Raw genomic sequence first — 17074 nt, forward strand, 5'->3', positions numbered from 1 at the left:
CGCTGTCGCGTACGGGTCCGATCCTGTCACGGGGCGGCGGGGGGTGCGGGGGCGCGGTCGGCGTGGCCGGGATTGTCAGTGGGCCGTGGCAGGATCGGGGGCGTGGCAGCAAAGGCAGTGAAGACGAAGGAAGCGACCGGCACCGAGGCAGCGGGGGGAGGTCGCCCCCGCCTGCTCCTCATGGACGGGCACTCGATGGCGTACCGGGCGTTCTTCGCGCTGCCCGCGGAGAATTTCACGACGTCGGCGGGTCAGACGACGAATGCGGTGTACGGCTTCGCGTCGATGCTGGCGAACACCCTCCGTGACGAGCAGCCCACGCACTTCGCGGTGGCGTTCGACGTGTCGCGCAAGACGTGGCGCTCGGAGGAGTTCCCGGAGTACAAGGCGACGCGGTCGAAGACGCCGGATGACTTCAAGGGTCAGGTGGAGCTGATCGGTGAGCTGCTCGATGCGATGCGGGTGCAGCGTTTCGCCGTGGACGGCTTCGAGGCCGACGATGTGATCGCCACGCTTGCCACGCAGGCCGAGGCGGAGGGTTTCCACGTCTCGATCGTCACTGGTGACCGGGATTCCTTCCAGCTGGTGTCCGATGACGTGACGGTGCTGTATCCGACGAAGGGCGTCTCGGAGCTGACGCGTTTCACGCCGGAGAAGGTGCAGGAGAAGTACGGTCTGAGCCCGGCGCAGTATCCGGATTTCGCGGCTCTGCGGGGTGATCCGTCGGACAATCTGCCGGGCATTCCGGGTGTGGGTGAGAAGACGGCCGCGAAGTGGATCAATCAGTTCGGTTCGTTCGCCGAGCTGGTGGAGCGCGTCGAGGAGGTCAAGGGCAAGGCCGGGCAGAACCTCCGTGATCACCTGGAGGCGGTGAAGCTGAACCGCCGCCTGACGGAGATGGTGCGGGACGTGGAGCTGCCGGTGGGCCCGGAGGGCCTGCGGCGCGCGGCCTACGACCGTACGGCGCTGGTGGCGTTCCTGGAGGGCCTGGAGATCCGTAACCAGGGTCTGCGGGACCGGCTGCTGGCCGCGGATCCGGGTGCGGAGGCCGTGGAGGAGGTCGTGCCGGAGGCCGGTGCGGAGGTGGACGGCGCGGTGCTGGGTGCGGGTGAGCTCGCTCCGTGGCTGGCGGAGCACGGCTCGGCGCCGCTGGGTGTGGCCGTGGTCGATTCGTGGTCGCAGGGCAGTGGCCGTGTCGCGGAGATCGCTCTGGCGACGGGTGAGGGCCCGGCGGTGTGGTTCGATCCGGCCGAGCTGGACGAGACCGACGAGAAGGCGTTCGCCGGGTGGAGCGCCCGCGCGGAGGCGCCGAAGGTCATGCATGACGCGAAGGCGGCGATGCGGGTCTTCGCGGAGCACGGCTGGACGGTCGAGGGCGTCAGTATGGACACGGCGCTGGCTGCTTATCTGGTCAAGCCGGGGCGCCGTTCCTTCGCCCTGGACGCCCTGTCGGTGGAGTATCTGGGCCGGGAGCTGGCCACGGCCGCCGCGGGTGACGGGCAGCTGGCGTTCGGTGCCGACGAGCAGGCCGAGGCGGATGCCCTCATGGGCCGGGCCCGTACGGTCCTCGATCTGGGCGCGGCGTTCACCACGCGTCTGGAGGAGGTCGGTGCGGCGGCTCTGCTGCGCAATGTGGAGCTGCCGACGAGCGCGCTGCTGGCCCGTATGGAGCGGGCGGGCATCGCCGCCGACCGCGGCTGGCTGGAGCGCATGGAGCAGCAGTTCGCGGCGGCGGTGCAGCAGGCGGTGCAGGAGGCGCACGCCGCGGCGGGGCACGAGTTCAACCTCGGTTCGCCGAAGCAGCTGCAGGAGGTGCTCTTCGGTGAGCTCGGCCTGCCGAAGACGAAGAAGACCAAGACCGGGTACACCACGGATGCGGACGCCCTGGCGTGGCTGGCGGCGCAGACCGAGAACGAGCTTCCGGTGATCATGCTGCGCCACCGTGAGCAGTCCAAGCTGCGGTCCACGGTGGAGGGGCTGATCAAGGCGATCGCGCCCGGCGGCCGCATCCACACCACCTTCAACCAGACGGTGGCGGCCACGGGCCGGCTGTCCTCCACGGACCCCAATCTGCAGAACATCCCGGTGCGGACGGACGAGGGGCGGGCCATCCGCCGCGGTTTCGTCGTCGGCGAGGGCTACGAGTCCCTGATGACCGCCGACTACAGCCAGATCGAGCTGCGGGTCATGGCGCACCTGTCGGAGGACGAGGGCCTGATCGAGGCGTTCACCTCCGGTGAGGACCTGCACACCACGGTCGCTTCCCAGGTCTTCGGCGTGGCCAGGACCGAGGTCGATCCGGAGATGCGCCGGAAGATCAAGGCGATGTCGTACGGTCTCGCCTACGGTCTGTCGGCGTTCGGCCTGTCGCAGCAGCTGAACATCGCGCCGGGCGAGGCGGGCAAGCTGATGGACACCTTCTTCGAGCGCTTCGGCGGCGTGCGGGACTATCTGCAGCGGGTGGTCGTCGAGGCCCGTGCCACGGGCTACACGGAGACGATCCTCGGCCGCCGCCGCTATCTCCCGGACCTCAACAGCGACAACCGCCAGCGCCGGGAGATGGCCGAGCGGATGGCGCTGAACGCCCCGATCCAGGGCACCGCCGCCGACATCGTGAAGATCGCGATGCTGCGGGTGGGGAAGGCGCTGGAGGCAGGGGAGTTCTCGTCCCGGATGCTGCTGCAGGTCCACGACGAAATCGTGCTGGAGATCGCGCCGGGCGAGCGGGAGGCCGTCGAGGCGCTGGTGCGCCGGGAGATGGCCGGTGCGGTGGAGCTGCGCGCTCCGCTGGACGTGTCGGTCGGTGTGGGGCGGGACTGGGAGTCCGCGGCGCACTGAGCCCGTCCGTGATGTCCGTACGGCCCCTTTCCTGCGCAGGTTCTGCGGGGGAGAGGGGCCGTGCGCGTGGTTCTCATCCGTGCCGTGCGTTGCTACCGTGCCCCTCCCCCCATTCCTGACTGGGCGTCAGGTGCGGGGTTTCCGCCGGGAGGCTCACCATGCGCGCACTGGCCGCCGCGGCCGCCGGACTGGCCGCCGCCTTCGCCCTCGTCCTCGCCGTCACCGCGATCGGCCCGCCCGAGGGCACCACCTCCCCGAAGCCCCTGCTCACCGCCGCCCCCGCGCACCCCTGACGGCCGGCCGCGCCGTGCGCCGCAGAGCGAGCCTCGTCCTTCTCGGGGTGGCCGTGTTCCTCACAGCCCTCGCCCCGCTGCTGCGCTGGTACGCCTTCCCCCGCCTCGCCAAGGTCCCGGCGGGCACGTACCAGACGGTCGTCCTGGAGGCGAAGGACGCGACCCTTCTCGACTACGCCCGCATGGAACCGCGGACCGTCCCCGAGGTGACCCTCGTCCAGACCCTCAAGGGCAACGTCGAAGAAGCCCGCAAGGTCAGGCGCGAGACCGGGCGCGACGTCGTCGTCTGGGACACCCTCACCCACGTCAGCGGGCCCGGTGGCGCAATGGTCTCCCGGATCCCCGAGCGGTACGTCTTCGACGCCCACAGCCAGCAGCCCGTGCACGCCGGCGGCGAACACGTCGACGGCACGGCCGTACGGCGGGACGGCATCGAATACAAGTGGCCCTTCCTCACCGAGAAGCGCGACTACCGCTACTTCGACATGCAGACCCGCACCTCCGCGCCCATCCACTACCGGGGCACCCGCTCGTTCCGCGGACTGGACGTCTACTACTTCGAGCAGACCGTCCCCTGGACCAGCGTGCCCCTGCCCAGGACCATGCCGTTCGGCGTCACACCGGAGGCCGTCCGCGCGCTGGGCCTGGAGCGCTGGTACACGACGCGGCGCATGTTCTGGGTCGACCCCGTGACCGGCGCCCCCGTCAACGGCGAGGAGATCCACCGCGAGGAGCTGCGCTGGACCGGCCACCCCGGGAAGAAACCGGTCACCGCCTTCGCCGGGCACGTGAAGATGCGCGCCGACTACGTCGACGCCACCGTCGCCCAGGTGACCTCCCAGCGCCGGCTCGTGCTCCTGCTGACCTCGTGGCTTCCGTGGGGGAGCGCGATTCTGGGCGGTGCGTCGGCGGCCCTGGCCCTGCTCCTGGAAACCCGCGCTCGTCCTCGTCGTGCATTTATCCGGCAAAAGGCACACGATGGAGGGAAAACCGAGCGGCAGGCCCCGGGGAAGAGGGCCGCACGGAGCAGAGGAGGCTCGCCGTGAAGGAGAAGACCGCGAAGGAGAAGACGGACGACGGATCCACCACGTCCCGGCCGACCCGGCTGTACACCGGGGGTGAGCGGCCGATCGACCCCGAGGACCTGGTCATGGCCTCCGGCCGGGACGTGACACCGGAGCGCGTGGAGCGCGCGAAGCGGCTCATCGAGGAGAAGGGCCCGGCAGCGGTCGAGCGCTACCTCCCCTGAGGCGCGCTCGCCGGAGCCCCTGAACGTGGCGGCCCGCCGTCGCGGCGGAAGAATGGGTGCGCGGGAACACCTGGTCCGCCGCGACGACGGGCCGCCGCACGACCCCTGCCGCACGGCCTGCGACGGCGCACGGGCCCCGGCGCGCGACGGCGCTCAGTGGCCGCCCGTCGCCCGGCGCGTCGGAGCCGCCGACGCCGGGTCCTCCGGCCAGGGGTGACGGGGATAGCGTCCCCGCAGCTCCGCCCGCACCGCGCGGTAGCCGTCGCGCCAGAACGACGCCAGGTCCGCCGTGACCGCCGCGGGCCGCCCCGCCGGGGACAGCAGGTGGACGAGCAGCGGCACGCGCCCGCCCGCCAGCCGCGGCGTCTCCTGCCAGCCGAACAGCTCCTGCAGCTTCACCGCCAGCACCGGCTGCCCGCCGCCGTAGTCCACCCGGATCCGCGAACCGCTGGGCACCTCGATCCGCTCCGGCGCCAGCTCCTCCAGGCGCGCGGCGTCCCCGGACGCCCACGGCAGGAGCCGCTGCAGCGCCTTGCCGCCGTCCACCCGCTCCAGATCGGACCGCCGCCGCGCCCGGCCCAGCTCCCAGCCGAGCCAGTCGTCCAGCCGCTCCAGCAGCGCGGCGTCCGAGACGTCCGGCCACGGCTCGCCCAGCTCGCGGTGGAGGAACGCCAGCCGCTGCCGCAGCCCAGCCGCCTCGGCCGTCCACCGCAGCAGGCCCGGCCCCTCCCGCCGCAGCCCCTCCTCCAGCGCGGCCCGCAGCAGCTCCGGATCCGGCTCGGCCAGCGGACGGGACGCCAGCTCGACCGCGCCGAGCCGCTCGACCCGCCGCGCCACCACGTCCCGCCGCTCCTCCGACCAGCCGACCTCCTCGCCCTCCGCGTACAGCGCGCCCGCGGCCGCCCGCGCCGTGTCCTCGCCGATCGCCGCACCCAGCAGCACCCGCGCCGACGCCGACGTCACCGGCCGGTCGGCGACGGCCACCGCGAGCCACGGCGCACTCCGCAGCCGCGACCCCTCCCCGAGCTGCGCCCCCGTCCCGGACACCATCAGATACGCGGCCTCACCGCGCAGCCGGGCCACCCGCTCGGGATAGGCGAGCGCGGTGACCAGCCCCGCCACGGCATCGTCCGGCAGATCCCCCGCAACCGGAGGCGCCCCGCCGGAGCCCGACAGCGCCCCCTCCAGCCGCCGCGCCTCCGCACGCCAGCGCGCGCCGTACGCGTCACCACCGCGCCGGGCCGTACGCCAAGCCGCCGCCAGATCGTCCCCGTACTCACGCGGCGGCTCCTCGCTCAGCAGGGCCACCACCTCCGCCGCACGCCGCGCACCGGCCTCACGGGCCCCGTCCAGGAGGGCGCGCGCGAGCCGGGGATGCACACCCAGGCGCGCCATGCGCCGCCCGCGCTCCGTGGGCCGGCCGTCGGCCGACACCGCGCCCGTGGCCACCAGCACCTCGCGGGCCGCGGCCATCGCACCGGCGGGCGGCGGGTCCAGCAGCGCCAGCCCGGACGCTCCGGGGTCGCCCCAGCACGCGGCCTGCAGCGCGAAGGCCGTCAGATCGGCCACCGTGATCTCCGCCGCCGGGAAGCCCGGCAACCGCCCGTCCTCGGCCTCCGTCCAGCAGCGGTACACCGTCCCCGGCGCCTCACGCCCCGCCCGCCCGGCCCGCTGCCGGCCCGCGGCCCGCGACGCCCGTACGGTCGTGAGCGCGCTCAGCCCGCGAGCGTGGTCCGTACGGGGCTCCCGGGCCAGACCCGCGTCCACCACGACCCGCACCCCGGGCACCGTCAGGCTGGACTCCGCCACGGACGTCGCCAGCACCACCCGCCGGCCCCCGGACGAGCCGGCCAGCACCGCGTCCTGCACCGCGGCCGGAGCCCGCCCGTGCACCTGCAGCACCTCGGCCCCCAGCGCCTCCCGGTCACCCAGCCGGCCCGCCACGCGCGCGATCTCCCCCACACCCGGCAGGAAGCACAGCACGTCCCCCTCCCGCTCCCGAAGCGCCCGCCGCACGACACCGGCGACGTGCTCCAGCAGCGCCGGATCCACCCGCATGCCGTGCGGAGGCCGCACGGGCCGCTCCGGCGGCGCCCACACGACCTCGACCGGATGCGCGACGCTCTCCGCCGTCACCACCGGGGCGTCACCGAGCAGCCGGGCCCAGCCCTCGGCGTCCGTCGTCGCCGACGCCGCCACCAGCCGCAGCTCGGGCCGCAGGGCAGCCCGTACGTCCAGGAGGAAGGCGGCCGCGGTGTCGGCGTCGAGGTGCCGCTCGTGGCACTCGTCCAGCACCACGGCACCCACGCCCGCGAGCTCGGGATCGCGCTGCAGCCGCTGCACCAGCACACCGGTGGTGACGACCTCGACCAACGTCCGCGGCCCCACCCGCCGCTCCCCGCGCACGGTGAAGCCCACCTGCTCGCCCACGCCCTCGCCGAGCAGCCACGCCATGCGCCGCGCCGCGGCCCGCGCGGCGATCCGGCGCGGCTCGGCGACCACGACGCGCTGCCGCGGGCCCTCTCCGGTCAGCCCCGCGAGGACCAGCGGCACGAGGGTGGTCTTGCCGGTGCCGGGCGGTGCGCACAGCACCGCCGCGCCGTGCGCGTCGAGCGCGCGGGCGAGGGCGGGCAGGGCGGAGCGGACGGGCAGCCGGTCGAGGAGGTCACGGTGGATCACAGGCCCAGTCTCGCCCAGCGGGCCCGCGGACCGTCCGGCGGAATGCGCGGTCACGGAACCGGCGCGCAGATAACGCGCAGATCAGCGGTCCGCCGGAAGGACCCCTGCCCCGGTCCGGGTCCGGGGCCAGGCCCTGGCCCCGGACGCGGACGGAGCCGGTCCTAATCCCGCTCGCAGACGAAGATCGCCGTCCCCGGGATGAGGTTCCCCCGCAGCGGGGACCAGCCGCCCCACTCCTGCGTGTTCCAGGCGGGCCACTCCGGCTCGACCAGGTCGGTCAGCCGGAACCCCGCCGCGACCACGTCCCGCACCCGGTCGCCGAGCGTGCGGTGGTGCTCCACATAGACGGCGCGCCCCTGCTCGTCCTGCTCCACATAAGGGGTGCGGTCGAAGTAGGAGGCCGCGACGGACAGGCCCTCGGGGCCCGGCTCGTCGGGGAACGCCCAGCGTATGGGGTGGGTGACGGAGAAGACCCAGCGTCCGCCGGGCCGCAGCACGCGCCGCACCTCGCGCATCACGCGCACCGGGTCCGCGACGAAGGGCACCGCCCCGTACGCGGAGCAGGCCAGGTCGAAGGAGCCGTCGGCGAAGGGCAGGGCGCCCGCGTCGGCCTCGACCAGGGGAACGTTCCCGCCGATGCGCAGCGCGTGCTGGAGCTGGCGGTGGGAGAGGTCCAGGGCCACCGGGCGGGCCCCCTGGGCGGCGAGCCAGCGGGAGCACTGGGCGGCGCCCGCGCCGATCTCCAGGACGTCGAGCCCCTTGAGGCCGCTCGCCGGGCCCAGCAGGGCGGCGTCGGCCTCGTCGAGCCCCTCGGGACCCCAGACGAAGCGGTCGTCGCCGAGGAAGGCGCCGTGCTCGGTCTGGTACTCGTCGGCGTTGCGGTCCCACCAGCCGCGGCTGGCCCGGCTGCTCTCGGTCTCGCCCGTGGCGCGCCGGGTGGCTTCGGGTTCGTACTCGTGGATCATCGGCGGTCGTGCCCCCGGCAGTAGTGTGGTCGTGCCCGGCCGGGACAGGCCGGGTTTCTGGGGCATCCGGGGCGCGCGGCCGCGGGACGCGTCGGGCCGTCGTGGCCTCGCACAACAGAAGTTGTGCCCGGTATGAAGGGATTCGTCCCGGGTGTGCGCCTTCGCGCATTGACCGTGCCCGGCTGCCCCCGTATGCTACAAGTTGCGCTGCGGGCCTGCGCGCCTCAGACGGAGCAGGCCGCGCTCGCACTTGTTGTATGTCCCCTCGGTTGGAGAGGCGCTTCCGGAGTCTTCGGACTCTTCGGAAGGTGCGCTTCCAAGGCTGTCCGGCTTCGGCAGTGCGATACGGGCTCTCGGCGTAGCAGTACCTACGACTCAATGTCCGTACCGGAGCCCTTTCCCACATGACGAGCAGCACCGAGACCACCGCCACCACCCCGCAGGTTGCGGTCAACGACATCGGTAACGAGGAAGCCTTCCTCGCCGCGATCGACGAGACGATCAAGTACTTCAACGACGGCGACATCGTCGACGGCGTCATCGTGAAGGTCGACCGGGACGAGGTCCTGCTCGACATCGGTTACAAGACCGAGGGTGTCATCCCCTCCCGCGAGCTCTCGATCAAGCACGACGTCGACCCGAACGAGGTCGTCAAGGTCGGCGACGAGATCGAGGCCCTTGTTCTCCAGAAGGAGGACAAGGAAGGCCGCCTGATCCTCTCGAAGAAGCGCGCCCAGTACGAGCGTGCCTGGGGCACCATCGAGAAGATCAAGGAAGAGGACGGGATCGTCACCGGTACCGTCATCGAGGTCGTCAAGGGTGGTCTCATCCTCGACATCGGCCTCCGTGGCTTCCTGCCGGCCTCCCTGGTCGAGATGCGCCGCGTCCGCGACCTGCAGCCCTACGTGGGCAAGGAGCTCGAGGCCAAGATCATCGAGCTGGACAAGAACCGCAACAACGTGGTCCTGTCCCGCCGTGCCTGGCTGGAGCAGACCCAGAGCGAGGTCCGCCAGACCTTCCTCACCACCCTGCAGAAGGGTCAGGTGCGCTCCGGCGTCGTCTCCTCCATCGTCAACTTCGGTGCCTTCGTGGACCTGGGCGGCGTCGACGGTCTCGTCCACGTCTCCGAGCTGTCCTGGAAGCACATCGACCACCCGTCCGAGGTTGTCGAGGTCGGCCAGGAGGTCACCGTCGAGGTTCTCGACGTCGACATGGACCGCGAGCGCGTGTCCCTGTCCCTCAAGGCCACCCAGGAAGACCCGTGGCAGCAGTTCGCCCGGACCCACCAGATCGGTCAGGTCGTCCCGGGTAAGGTCACCAAGCTCGTTCCGTTCGGTGCGTTCGTCCGCGTCGACGAGGGCATCGAGGGCCTGGTCCACATCTCCGAGCTGGCCGAGCGCCACGTGGAGATCCCGGAGCAGGTCGTCCAGGTCAACGACGAGATCTTCGTCAAGGTCATCGACATCGACCTCGAGCGCCGTCGCATCAGCCTCTCGCTGAAGCAGGCCAACGAGTCCTTCGGTGCCGACCCGTCCGTGGTCGAGTTCGACCCGACCCTGTACGGCATGGCCGCGTCCTACGACGACCAGGGCAACTACATCTACCCCGAGGGCTTCGACCCCGAGGCCAACGACTGGCTGCCGGGCTACGAGAAGCAGCGCGAGGAGTGGGAGCGCCAGTACGCCGAGGCGCAGCAGCGCTTCGAGCAGCACCAGGCGCAGGTCATCAAGTCCCGCGAGGCGGACGCCGAGGCTGCGGCCGAGGGTGCTCAGGCTGCCCCGCAGGCCGGTGGCGCCCAGGTCTCCGGCGGCTCGTACTCCTCGGAGTCGGCCGACACCTCCGGCGCCCTGGCGTCGGACGAGGCGCTGGCCGCCCTCCGCGAGAAGCTCGCCGGCGGCCAGAGCTGAGGCTCTGCACCACGGCAGCTGACAGCTGACTGAGTAAGGCCCGTTCCCCTTGGGGAGCGGGCCTTACTCATGCTCTCCTTACCTGGTGAGGGGCGCCCCGTGCGGCCGTTCCGTCATGTGAGATGCACCGACGTGATCCGGAAGGCGGGAATGGCCGGGCCCTCCAGGCGCGTTCCTCGGTACGGAACATGAGGAGGAGCGGTCACTGTGTTGGATCCGCAGGGTTTGTACGAATGGGAGCCCAAGGGGCTCGCCGTGGCCGACCTGGCCTTGGCCCAGGACACGGCCGGCCTGGTCATGCTCTACCACTTCGACGGCTACATCGACGCGGGGGAGACCGGCGAGCTGATCGTCTCGCGCCTCCTGGACGCGCTGCCGCACCAGGTCGTGGCCCGCTTCGACCACGACCGGCTCATCGACTACCGGGCCCGCCGGCCGCTGCTGACCTTCCAGCGGGACCGCTGGAGCGCCTACGAGACCCCGGCGATCGAGCTGCGCATCGTGCAGGACGCGACGGGCGCCCCCTTCCTGCTGCTGTCCGGCCCCGAGCCGGACGTGGAGTGGGAGCGGTTCGCCGCCGCCGTCCGGCAGCTGGTGGAGCGGCTCGGTGTCCGGCTGTCCGTCAACTTCCACGGCATCCCCATGGGCGTCCCCCACACCCGCCCCGTCGGCATCACGCCGCACGGCAACCGCACCGACCTGATGCCGGGTCACCGCAGCTTCTTCGACGAGGCGCAGGTGCCGGGCAGCGCCGAGGCGCTCGTCGAGTACCGCCTGGCGGAGTCCGGTCACGCCGTCCTGGGTGTCGCCGCCCACGTCCCGCACTACGTCGCCCGCTCCCCGTACCCGGACGCGGCCCTCACGGCCCTCGAAGCGGTCACGGCCGCCACCGGCCTGGTGCTGCCCAGCGCCGCGCACGCCCTGCGCTCCGAGGCGCTGCGCACGCAGGAGGAGATCGAGCGGCAGATCGCCGAGGGCGACGAGGAGCTCGTGGCCCTCGTCCGGGGCCTTGAGCACCAGTACGACGCGGTGTCCGGCGCGGAGACCCGCGGCAACCTCGTGGCCGAGCCCGTGGAGCTGCCCTCCGCCGACGAACTGGGCGCGGAGTTCGAGCGCTTCCTCGCCGACAGGGAGGGCGAGAGCGGTCACTGACCGCCCGCCCGATACCGTGGGGCCCATGCTGAGAGTGGGCCTCACGGGCGGAATCGGAGCCGGCAAGAGCGAGGTGTCGCGGCTGCTCGCGTCGTACGGCGCGGTGATCGTGGACTCCGACCGGATCGCACGCGAAGTGGTCGAGCCGGGCACGCCCGGACTGGCCGCGGTCGTCGCCGAGTTCGGTGACGCGGTCCTCACCGCCGAGGGCGCGCTCGACCGCCCCAAGCTGGGCGCGATCGTCTTCGCGGACCCCGGCCGCCTCGCCGCTCTCAACGCCATCGTCCACCCCCTCGTCCGGGCCCGCTCCGCCGAACTGGAAGCCGCCGCCGCACCGGACGCCGTCGTCGTCCATGACGTCCCCCTCCTCGCCGAGAACGGCCTGGCCCCGCTCTACGACCTGGTGGTCGTCGTGGACGCCGGCACCGCCACCCGCCTGGACCGCCTGGTCCGCCTCCGCGGCATGGCTCCCGAGGAGGCCCGGGCCCGTATGAACGCCCAGGCCACCCGCGAGGAGCGGCTCTCCGTCGCCGACATCGTCATCGACAACGACGGCCCGCTGGAGGCCCTGGAGCCCCAGGTGGCAAAGGTCTGGAAGCAACTGCGCGAACGCAGCGCGGGCCGATAGTCATCACAGCCGTTCGTCCTATCGGGTGAGGCGCGGTGGGGCCCGCACGGCTTGGTGGCGCAAGCGGCACAAGGGCTCGGGCCCGACGGCCGCGATAACGCGCCTGCTTTCGGGCGGCGTTCACTCGGTGCCGTGTGCATAGGGTCTCCTCATTCCCCCCTCAAGGAGACCTTCCATGGCCATGCCCGAGTTAGCCGCGACGAGCCCTTTCACCGCGCTGCCCGAGCCGCGGATACTGCCGCGTATTGCCGGTGTCGGCATCGTCGTGATGTCGCTGGCCTGCATGGCGTTCATGGTCCGGCAGGCGGAGAAGTCAGCCGGGTTCGCGGTGCACAAGGGCACGCTCGTCGTGGAGCGGTGCGAGGAGCGCAGGGGTTCCTCGGGCACGTATGACGTGTGTTCCGGCTCTTTCCGCGCGGACGGCGGCGGCCGGGCCGTGCGGGACGGATCCGGGATTCGCGGCTGGTACGTGGCGGGCGAGAGGGTGCGCGTCTATCGCGGGGACCACGGCTATCAGGCGATCAGCGGGCGGTTCTTCTGGGGGCGGCTGGCCTTCTTCTTCGCCGGGCTGCTGATGGTGGCTTTCGGCGTGATGGTCACGGTGGTCGGCCACCGTGCGAAGACCTCCGAGGAGATGAGGGCCTCTTGGGAGGCGCTGCGCCGGACGTCCGCAGGGCCGTACGTCACCTGGCTGCTGCGGACCGGCGGAGCCGGGACCGCCGCGTGCGCCGTGCTGTCGCTCGTCATGCCGTGAAAGGGGAAACCGTGGACCTGAAGGTCGAGCCCGGGCAGCTCGAAGCGTTTGCGCGGCAGGTCGGCAGGGGGGCCGAGGACATGCGCGAAGTGCTGGCGTATGCGCGGCGGCATTCCGCGCTTCCGCAGTCGGCGGGAGGCGTGTTCGAAGACGTGGCCCTCTGTCACAATCCCTTGCGCGATGACGTCCTGAGCGCCCTCCGGCGCATGGCCGACGTCCTGCAGGCCTCTTCGGAGGAGCTCGCCACGGCGGCCGCCTATTACCGCCGCACCGATCGTGGCACCGCCGCCGCATTCGACGCGGCGATCCGGGAGAAGGACGCGAAGCGGTGACGGCTGCAGCGTTTCCCGATGTGACGGAGCCGACGGAGTGTCTCGTGCCGCCCGGCAAACCGGAGGACTGGGAACTCGACCCGCTCAAGGCGTTCAACGACGCGGCGGAGGCCCTCAGCCCGGCCGGCTGGCTCCTCAAACTGGCGGAGCTGTACGTGGGTGAGGACCCCCTGAAATGGGCCGAGAAATTCCTCACCGGCGACTGGGACGCCTATTCCACGTGTGCTTCCGCATGGCGGGAGACAGGGCGGGCCTGCGCCGCCGTCGCGCGCAACCTCCGCTCCGGGAGCACACGCATCGACGCGGTCTGGGACGGCAACGCCGCCGAGTCGGCCGCACGCTATTTCTCCGCCCTCGCCGGGAACCTCGAGGACTTCCACGCGTCCCTGGACACGATGAGCACCGAATACCTCGCCGTCGCCCAGGCCGTCATGTATGCCGGGGCAGCCATCGGCGACTGCCTCGGAGCGATGCTCGACGCGCTGATCACCACGAGCCTCATCACCGCGGCCGGGGCGGCCACGGGCGGAACCGCTGCGGCCGCGGCAGCCGCGATGGGCACCCGCGAACTGCTGATGATCCTGAAGGAGTGGGAGAACATGATCCGGATCGCCACCGCGCTCCAGAAGCGCGTGCACGCCGGCCACGGCGTCCTGGGCCGGATCGGCGCCGAGGCCCTGGCCGGGCTCAGCACCTTCCCCGTCCCCCGCGCGGGATACGACCACCCCGCAGTCTGAGACCGGAGACCGGCAGCAGCACATGACGGAACAGCACGTGGGATTCGAAGAGTTCGTGACCCGCGGACGCGGCGCCGACCGGGCGCGCGCCCTCCACGAGGCGCTGCGGAGGCTCGCCGCCGGAAGCGCGGGCGACGTGCTTCAGGAGATGGCCCGCGACGTCCTCACCGGCCGTGCGGGCCTGCGGGAGGCCATGCGGGTCGGGGCGTACGCCGAGGCCCTGGGCGAGGCCACCCGCGCCCTGCGGACGGCATGGCAGGCACTACCCGAAGAGGAACGCGCCCGGTACGCGGACGAGGCCCGGCGCGCCCTCGCGGCGCCCGCCTCCGACCGGGACACCCACCCGTACTGACCACCCCGGACGTTGTCAGTCCTCCCCGGCCTCCGGGGGGGGGAGGGCATTGTGGCCGGTCGTAACAGGTCCGCCGAGCCCGCCACCTCCGACAGGGCGTTCGCCAGGGCCACCAGGACCTCCCGCACCCGGGCGATCTCCGCCCGCAGCTCCGCCGCGTGCTCCCAGCCGCGCTCGTACGTGACCGGGTCCACGTCCGGCGGGCGCAGGGACTCGTACGCGGCGAGGCGCGGGTGCCAGGCGGCCAGGACCGGGCGGAGGCCCTGGTTGAGGACCGTGACCGCCAGGGCCCCGAAGGTGATCTCGCCCGGGCCGCGGCGCGGGGCGACCTCGGGGCCGTAGCGGCGCAGGATGTCGCGCGTGGTGCCGAAGAGGCTGTAGAAGGAGGACAGGGCCTCCCTCAGGAAACCGTCCTCCGGGCCCAGTTCCACGGTGGAGATGCGCGTGGCCAGCTCGGCGTACAGCTCCCAGGCGGCCTTGCGCTCGGCCTCCACCGGCTCCCAGACGCCCGTGATGTCGCCCAGCATCGGAATGGCCATCCGGACCGTGATCTGCTTCGGCCTGGCCCGGCCGGCGGCGTTGCGTATCCGTCGCATGATCTTCCTCCCCGAGCCCCCACAGTAAGGTAGGCCCGGCCGCAGCAGACAGGTATCGGCCGGAACACCGTAGGAGAGAGAGCGTGGAGGGACAGGGCGCCCGCACCTGGGATGTGTTCCTCAGCTACAGCCGCGGCGACGCCCAGCGCATAGCTCTGCTCCGCGACCGGCTGCTCGCCTCCGGGCTCGCGGTCTTCGTCGACGAGGTCACCGTCGCGGGCTTCGCCGCCATCAGCGACACCATCCGCGACGGCCTGGCCCGCTCGAAGGCCCTGCTGGCGTGCTATTCCGAGGCGTACCCCACGCGTCAGGCGTGCCAGTGGGAGCTGACCGCCGCCTACCTCGCCGGTCTCGCCGAGGGCGACCCGCGCCGCCGCGTCATGGTCGTCAACCCCGAGCCGGGCACCGGGCACATCCACCCCGTGGAGCTGCGCGACGCCAAGCACTGGGCGCTGCCGGCCGGCGCGGCCGGGCTCGATGCCCTGGTGGCGGACGTGCGGGCGCACGTCGCGGCGCTCACCGGCACCATCGGGGCGACCGAGGCCGCGGCGGCCGGCTGGTTCCCGGGCCCGCCGCCGTCGCCCGCGCCCGCCTTCACCGGCCGCCTGCCGTACCTGTGGCAGGTGCACAGCTGCCTGCACCAGCACGCCGCGCCGCTCACCACCGGCCACTCGGCCGCGCGGCCGGTGCAGGTCCGGGGCATGGCGGGGGCCGGCAAGACGCTGCTGGCGCAGGAGTACGCGACGCGGTTCGCCGCCGCCTACCCGGGCGGCATCCACTGGCTGACCCGCGACCCGTACGGCCCCCGCGACGCCGCCGGGGAGCAGGACGGCCCCGCATCGCCGTACGCGCCCTACGAGCGCGGTCTGCGTGCCCTGGCCGCCGCGCACGGCCTGCCGGCCGAGGGCGGTGCGGAGGACGTCACGGCCCGGCTGCACGCCCGTTTCGCGCAGACCGGCGAACCGTTCCTCTGGGTCGTGGACGACCTCCCCGACCAGCTGACCGCCCATCAGGTGGCCCGGCTGTGCGCGCCCCACCCGCTGGGCCGCACCCTGCTGACCACCCGCAGCCGCCGCTACGACACGCTCGCCACCCCCGTCGACCTGGACCCGCTGCCGCCCGGCGAGGCGTACGCGCTGCTCACCCGCGCCACCGAGCCCGCCTCTCCCGAGGAGCGGGCGGCGGCCGAGGCGCTTTGCACGGCCGTCGGCGGGCACCCCCTCGCACTCGACCTGCTGTCCTCCGCCGCGGCCGACGGCTACGGCACGCTCCTCGACCGCTTCCACACCCCCGGCCGCTCGCTCCTGGACACCCTCGCGCGGGACCGCGTCCTGCCGACCGGCTATCCCGCCGGGGTGACCGCCGCCCTCGTGCGCGACGTGTGGACCGCGGGGCCGGGCGCGATGGACGCCCTGCGCCTCGCGGCGGCCTTCTCGCCGACCCCGCTGACCAGGGACGACGCCGTACGGGCCCTGTCACCGGGCAGCGCCGTGCCCGACCTCGCCACCGCCCGCCGCCTGGACGCGGGCATCGCCGTCCTGCGCGGCCGCGGCATCCTCGCCCCCGCGGGCACCCGCTCCTGGTCGGTCCACCCGCTCACCGTCCACGCCTGGCTGCGCCACGACCCCGAGCCCGGCCGGGCCGAACAGCTGCGGCACGCCGTCATACGGGCCCTGCGCACCTCCCACGGCACTACGCTGGGCCGCGTCGGAGCCCGGCCGCCCGCGGCCGGCACGAGCAGCACGAGGGAGCCGCGGATGACACCGCACACGCCCGCGCCGCCCGCCGGCGCGCCCGGCGAGCTGGAGCGGATGGCCGCCTTCGACCTGCAGGTCGAACTCGCCACCCGCGTCGGCGTCCAGGAGCTCGCCCCCGGCACCGGCAGCCTGCGCGAAGCCCTCGGCTCGCTCCGCGCGATGTTCGAGTTCACGCGCTCCACGCTGCGGCAGTACAGCATCAACCTCGCCGAGGGCCCGCCGCCCCGCGGCGCCCGCACCGTCCACGCGATCGCCGACGACCTCCTCAACCGCACGCTGCGGCCCTTCACCAGCGAATGGCACCCCCGGCTGGCCGCCCACGAGGCGCTCCGCCCGGAGGGCACGAGCCCGGTCGCCCACGAGCAGGCATGGCCCGACGCCCCGGCCATGCGTGCTGCCCTCACGGAGCTGCGCACACCGCTGCTGCGCATCGTCGGCGAGCTCGCCGGCATCTCCGGAGCGGACTTCGGCCTCCCCGCGGCCGGCCCCCAGCCGGCCGGCCCCCGCCCGCGCTGAGGGCTCCGCGGGGGCGTCCGCTACGGGCCGGGGCCGCCCCGCGGCGGGTCCCGGCGGTCGCTGACGGGCCGGTACGGCGGGACGTCCCGGCCCGGCTGGTAGTGCGGGCCCTGCCGGATGTGGCGGATCACCAGGGCCAGGTCGACGGCGGTCACGGCGACCAGGACCCCGCAGGCGGCGGCCCACCCGGGATGGCCGGTGATCGCGAACAGCACGGTGCCCGCGACGGCCCAGGCCAGGCCCCAGGCGGCCAGTCCGCAGCGCAGCCGCAGCGGGCTGCGGGCCGTGATCGGTTCGTTCCCGGTACGCATGGCGGTGC

The 17074-nt window shown here is 73.1% G+C and carries 15 protein-coding genes; 11 read left to right on the top strand and 4 right to left on the bottom strand.

What is annotated here, in order from left to right; genetic code table 11:
- The first annotated feature begins 102 nt into the window (after positions 1-102).
- The 4 genes from polA to ACFZCD_RS15885 all read left to right on the top strand — a co-directional run bounded on the left by polA (position 103) and on the right by ACFZCD_RS15885 (position 4380).
- A complete protein-coding gene (polA, locus tag ACFZCD_RS15870) occupies positions 103-2838 on the top strand; it encodes a DNA polymerase I (RefSeq protein WP_391831027.1) in 2736 nt (911 codons plus the stop codon).
- A 158-nt stretch (positions 2839-2996) separates the two neighbouring features.
- Positions 2997-3131, top strand: coding sequence for an SPW_0924 family protein (locus ACFZCD_RS15875; protein ID WP_391831029.1), 135 nt, complete (start codon positions 2997-2999; stop codon positions 3129-3131).
- Positions 3132-3145: 14 nt separating this feature from the next.
- Entirely contained in the window at positions 3146-4177 is a 1032-nt protein-coding gene (locus ACFZCD_RS15880; RefSeq protein ID WP_391831031.1) for a DUF3068 domain-containing protein, read from the top strand.
- The gene (locus ACFZCD_RS15885) at positions 4174-4380 is read left to right on the top strand and encodes a hypothetical protein (protein ID WP_391831343.1); all 207 of its coding nucleotides are present in this window, start codon (positions 4174-4176) and stop codon (positions 4378-4380) included. Before ACFZCD_RS15880 ends, ACFZCD_RS15885 begins: the two co-directional genes overlap by 4 nt.
- 153 nt (positions 4381-4533) lie before the next feature.
- On the opposite strand, the gene hrpB is transcribed toward ACFZCD_RS15885, so the two are convergent.
- The gene (gene hrpB / locus ACFZCD_RS15890) at positions 4534-7059 is read right to left on the bottom strand and encodes an ATP-dependent helicase HrpB (RefSeq protein ID WP_391831033.1); all 2526 of its coding nucleotides are present in this window, start codon (positions 7057-7059) and stop codon (positions 4534-4536) included.
- A gap of 161 nt (positions 7060-7220) precedes the next feature.
- Positions 7221-8024: a class I SAM-dependent methyltransferase gene (locus ACFZCD_RS15895; RefSeq protein ID WP_391831035.1), complete on the bottom strand. Its 804-nt coding sequence runs from the start codon at positions 8022-8024 to the stop codon at positions 7221-7223.
- Positions 8025-8428: 404 nt separating this feature from the next.
- Between ACFZCD_RS15895 and rpsA the strand changes: the two genes are divergently transcribed.
- From rpsA to ACFZCD_RS15925, 6 genes are all read left to right on the top strand, one after another.
- Positions 8429-9931: a 30S ribosomal protein S1 gene (gene rpsA, locus ACFZCD_RS15900; protein WP_391831037.1), complete on the top strand. Its 1503-nt coding sequence runs from the start codon at positions 8429-8431 to the stop codon at positions 9929-9931.
- A 207-nt stretch (positions 9932-10138) separates the two neighbouring features.
- Positions 10139-11083 carry a PAC2 family protein gene (locus ACFZCD_RS15905; RefSeq protein ID WP_391831039.1) on the top strand — a complete coding sequence of 315 codons (945 nt, stop codon included), beginning with the start codon at positions 10139-10141 and terminating at the stop codon, positions 11081-11083.
- Positions 11084-11108: 25 nt separating this feature from the next.
- Entirely contained in the window at positions 11109-11711 is a 603-nt protein-coding gene (gene coaE / locus ACFZCD_RS15910) for a dephospho-CoA kinase (RefSeq protein ID WP_391831041.1), read from the top strand.
- 175 nt (positions 11712-11886) lie between these two features.
- On the top strand, positions 11887-12465 hold the full coding sequence (locus ACFZCD_RS15915; RefSeq protein ID WP_391831042.1) for a hypothetical protein: 579 nt from the start codon (positions 11887-11889) through the stop codon (positions 12463-12465).
- Between the two features lie 11 nt (positions 12466-12476).
- Positions 12477-12797, top strand: a complete 321-nt coding sequence (locus ACFZCD_RS15920; protein WP_391831044.1) for a WXG100 family type VII secretion target — start codon at positions 12477-12479, stop codon at positions 12795-12797.
- Positions 12798-12841: 44 nt separating this feature from the next.
- The gene (locus tag ACFZCD_RS15925) at positions 12842-13534 is read left to right on the top strand and encodes a hypothetical protein (RefSeq protein ID WP_391831046.1); all 693 of its coding nucleotides are present in this window, start codon (positions 12842-12844) and stop codon (positions 13532-13534) included.
- A 141-nt stretch (positions 13535-13675) separates the two neighbouring features.
- On the opposite strand, the gene ACFZCD_RS15930 is transcribed toward ACFZCD_RS15925, so the two are convergent.
- Entirely contained in the window at positions 13676-14482 is an 807-nt protein-coding gene (locus ACFZCD_RS15930; RefSeq protein WP_391831048.1) for a hypothetical protein, read from the bottom strand.
- A gap of 83 nt (positions 14483-14565) precedes the next feature.
- Between ACFZCD_RS15930 and ACFZCD_RS15935 the strand changes: the two genes are divergently transcribed.
- On the top strand, positions 14566-16755 hold the full coding sequence (locus tag ACFZCD_RS15935) for a TIR domain-containing protein (protein ID WP_391831050.1): 2190 nt from the start codon (positions 14566-14568) through the stop codon (positions 16753-16755).
- A gap of 20 nt (positions 16756-16775) precedes the next feature.
- On the opposite strand, the gene ACFZCD_RS15940 is transcribed toward ACFZCD_RS15935, so the two are convergent.
- Entirely contained in the window at positions 16776-17066 is a 291-nt protein-coding gene (locus tag ACFZCD_RS15940) for a DUF6343 family protein (RefSeq protein WP_391831052.1), read from the bottom strand.
- Between the last annotated feature and the right edge of the window lie 8 nt (positions 17067-17074).

This window comes from Streptomyces sp. NPDC008001 (assembly GCF_042958085.1).
Taxonomy (GTDB): domain Bacteria; phylum Actinomycetota; class Actinomycetes; order Streptomycetales; family Streptomycetaceae; genus Streptomyces.

Coding starts and splice junctions, on each gene's coding strand:
- ACFZCD_RS15875 (WP_391831029.1), top strand. CDS start 2,997: ATGCGCGCACTGGCCGCCGCGGCCGCCGGACTGGCCGCCGCCTTCGCC.
- ACFZCD_RS15895 (WP_391831035.1), bottom strand. CDS start 8,024: ATGATCCACGAGTACGAACCCGAAGCCACCCGGCGCGCCACGGGCGAG.
- rpsA (WP_391831037.1), top strand. CDS start 8,429: ATGACGAGCAGCACCGAGACCACCGCCACCACCCCGCAGGTTGCGGTC.
- coaE (WP_391831041.1), top strand. CDS start 11,109: ATGCTGAGAGTGGGCCTCACGGGCGGAATCGGAGCCGGCAAGAGCGAG.
- ACFZCD_RS15915 (WP_391831042.1), top strand. CDS start 11,887: ATGGCCATGCCCGAGTTAGCCGCGACGAGCCCTTTCACCGCGCTGCCC.
- ACFZCD_RS15930 (WP_391831048.1), bottom strand. CDS start 14,482: ATGCGACGGATACGCAACGCCGCCGGCCGGGCCAGGCCGAAGCAGATC.
- ACFZCD_RS15940 (WP_391831052.1), bottom strand. CDS start 17,066: ATGCGTACCGGGAACGAACCGATCACGGCCCGCAGCCCGCTGCGGCTG.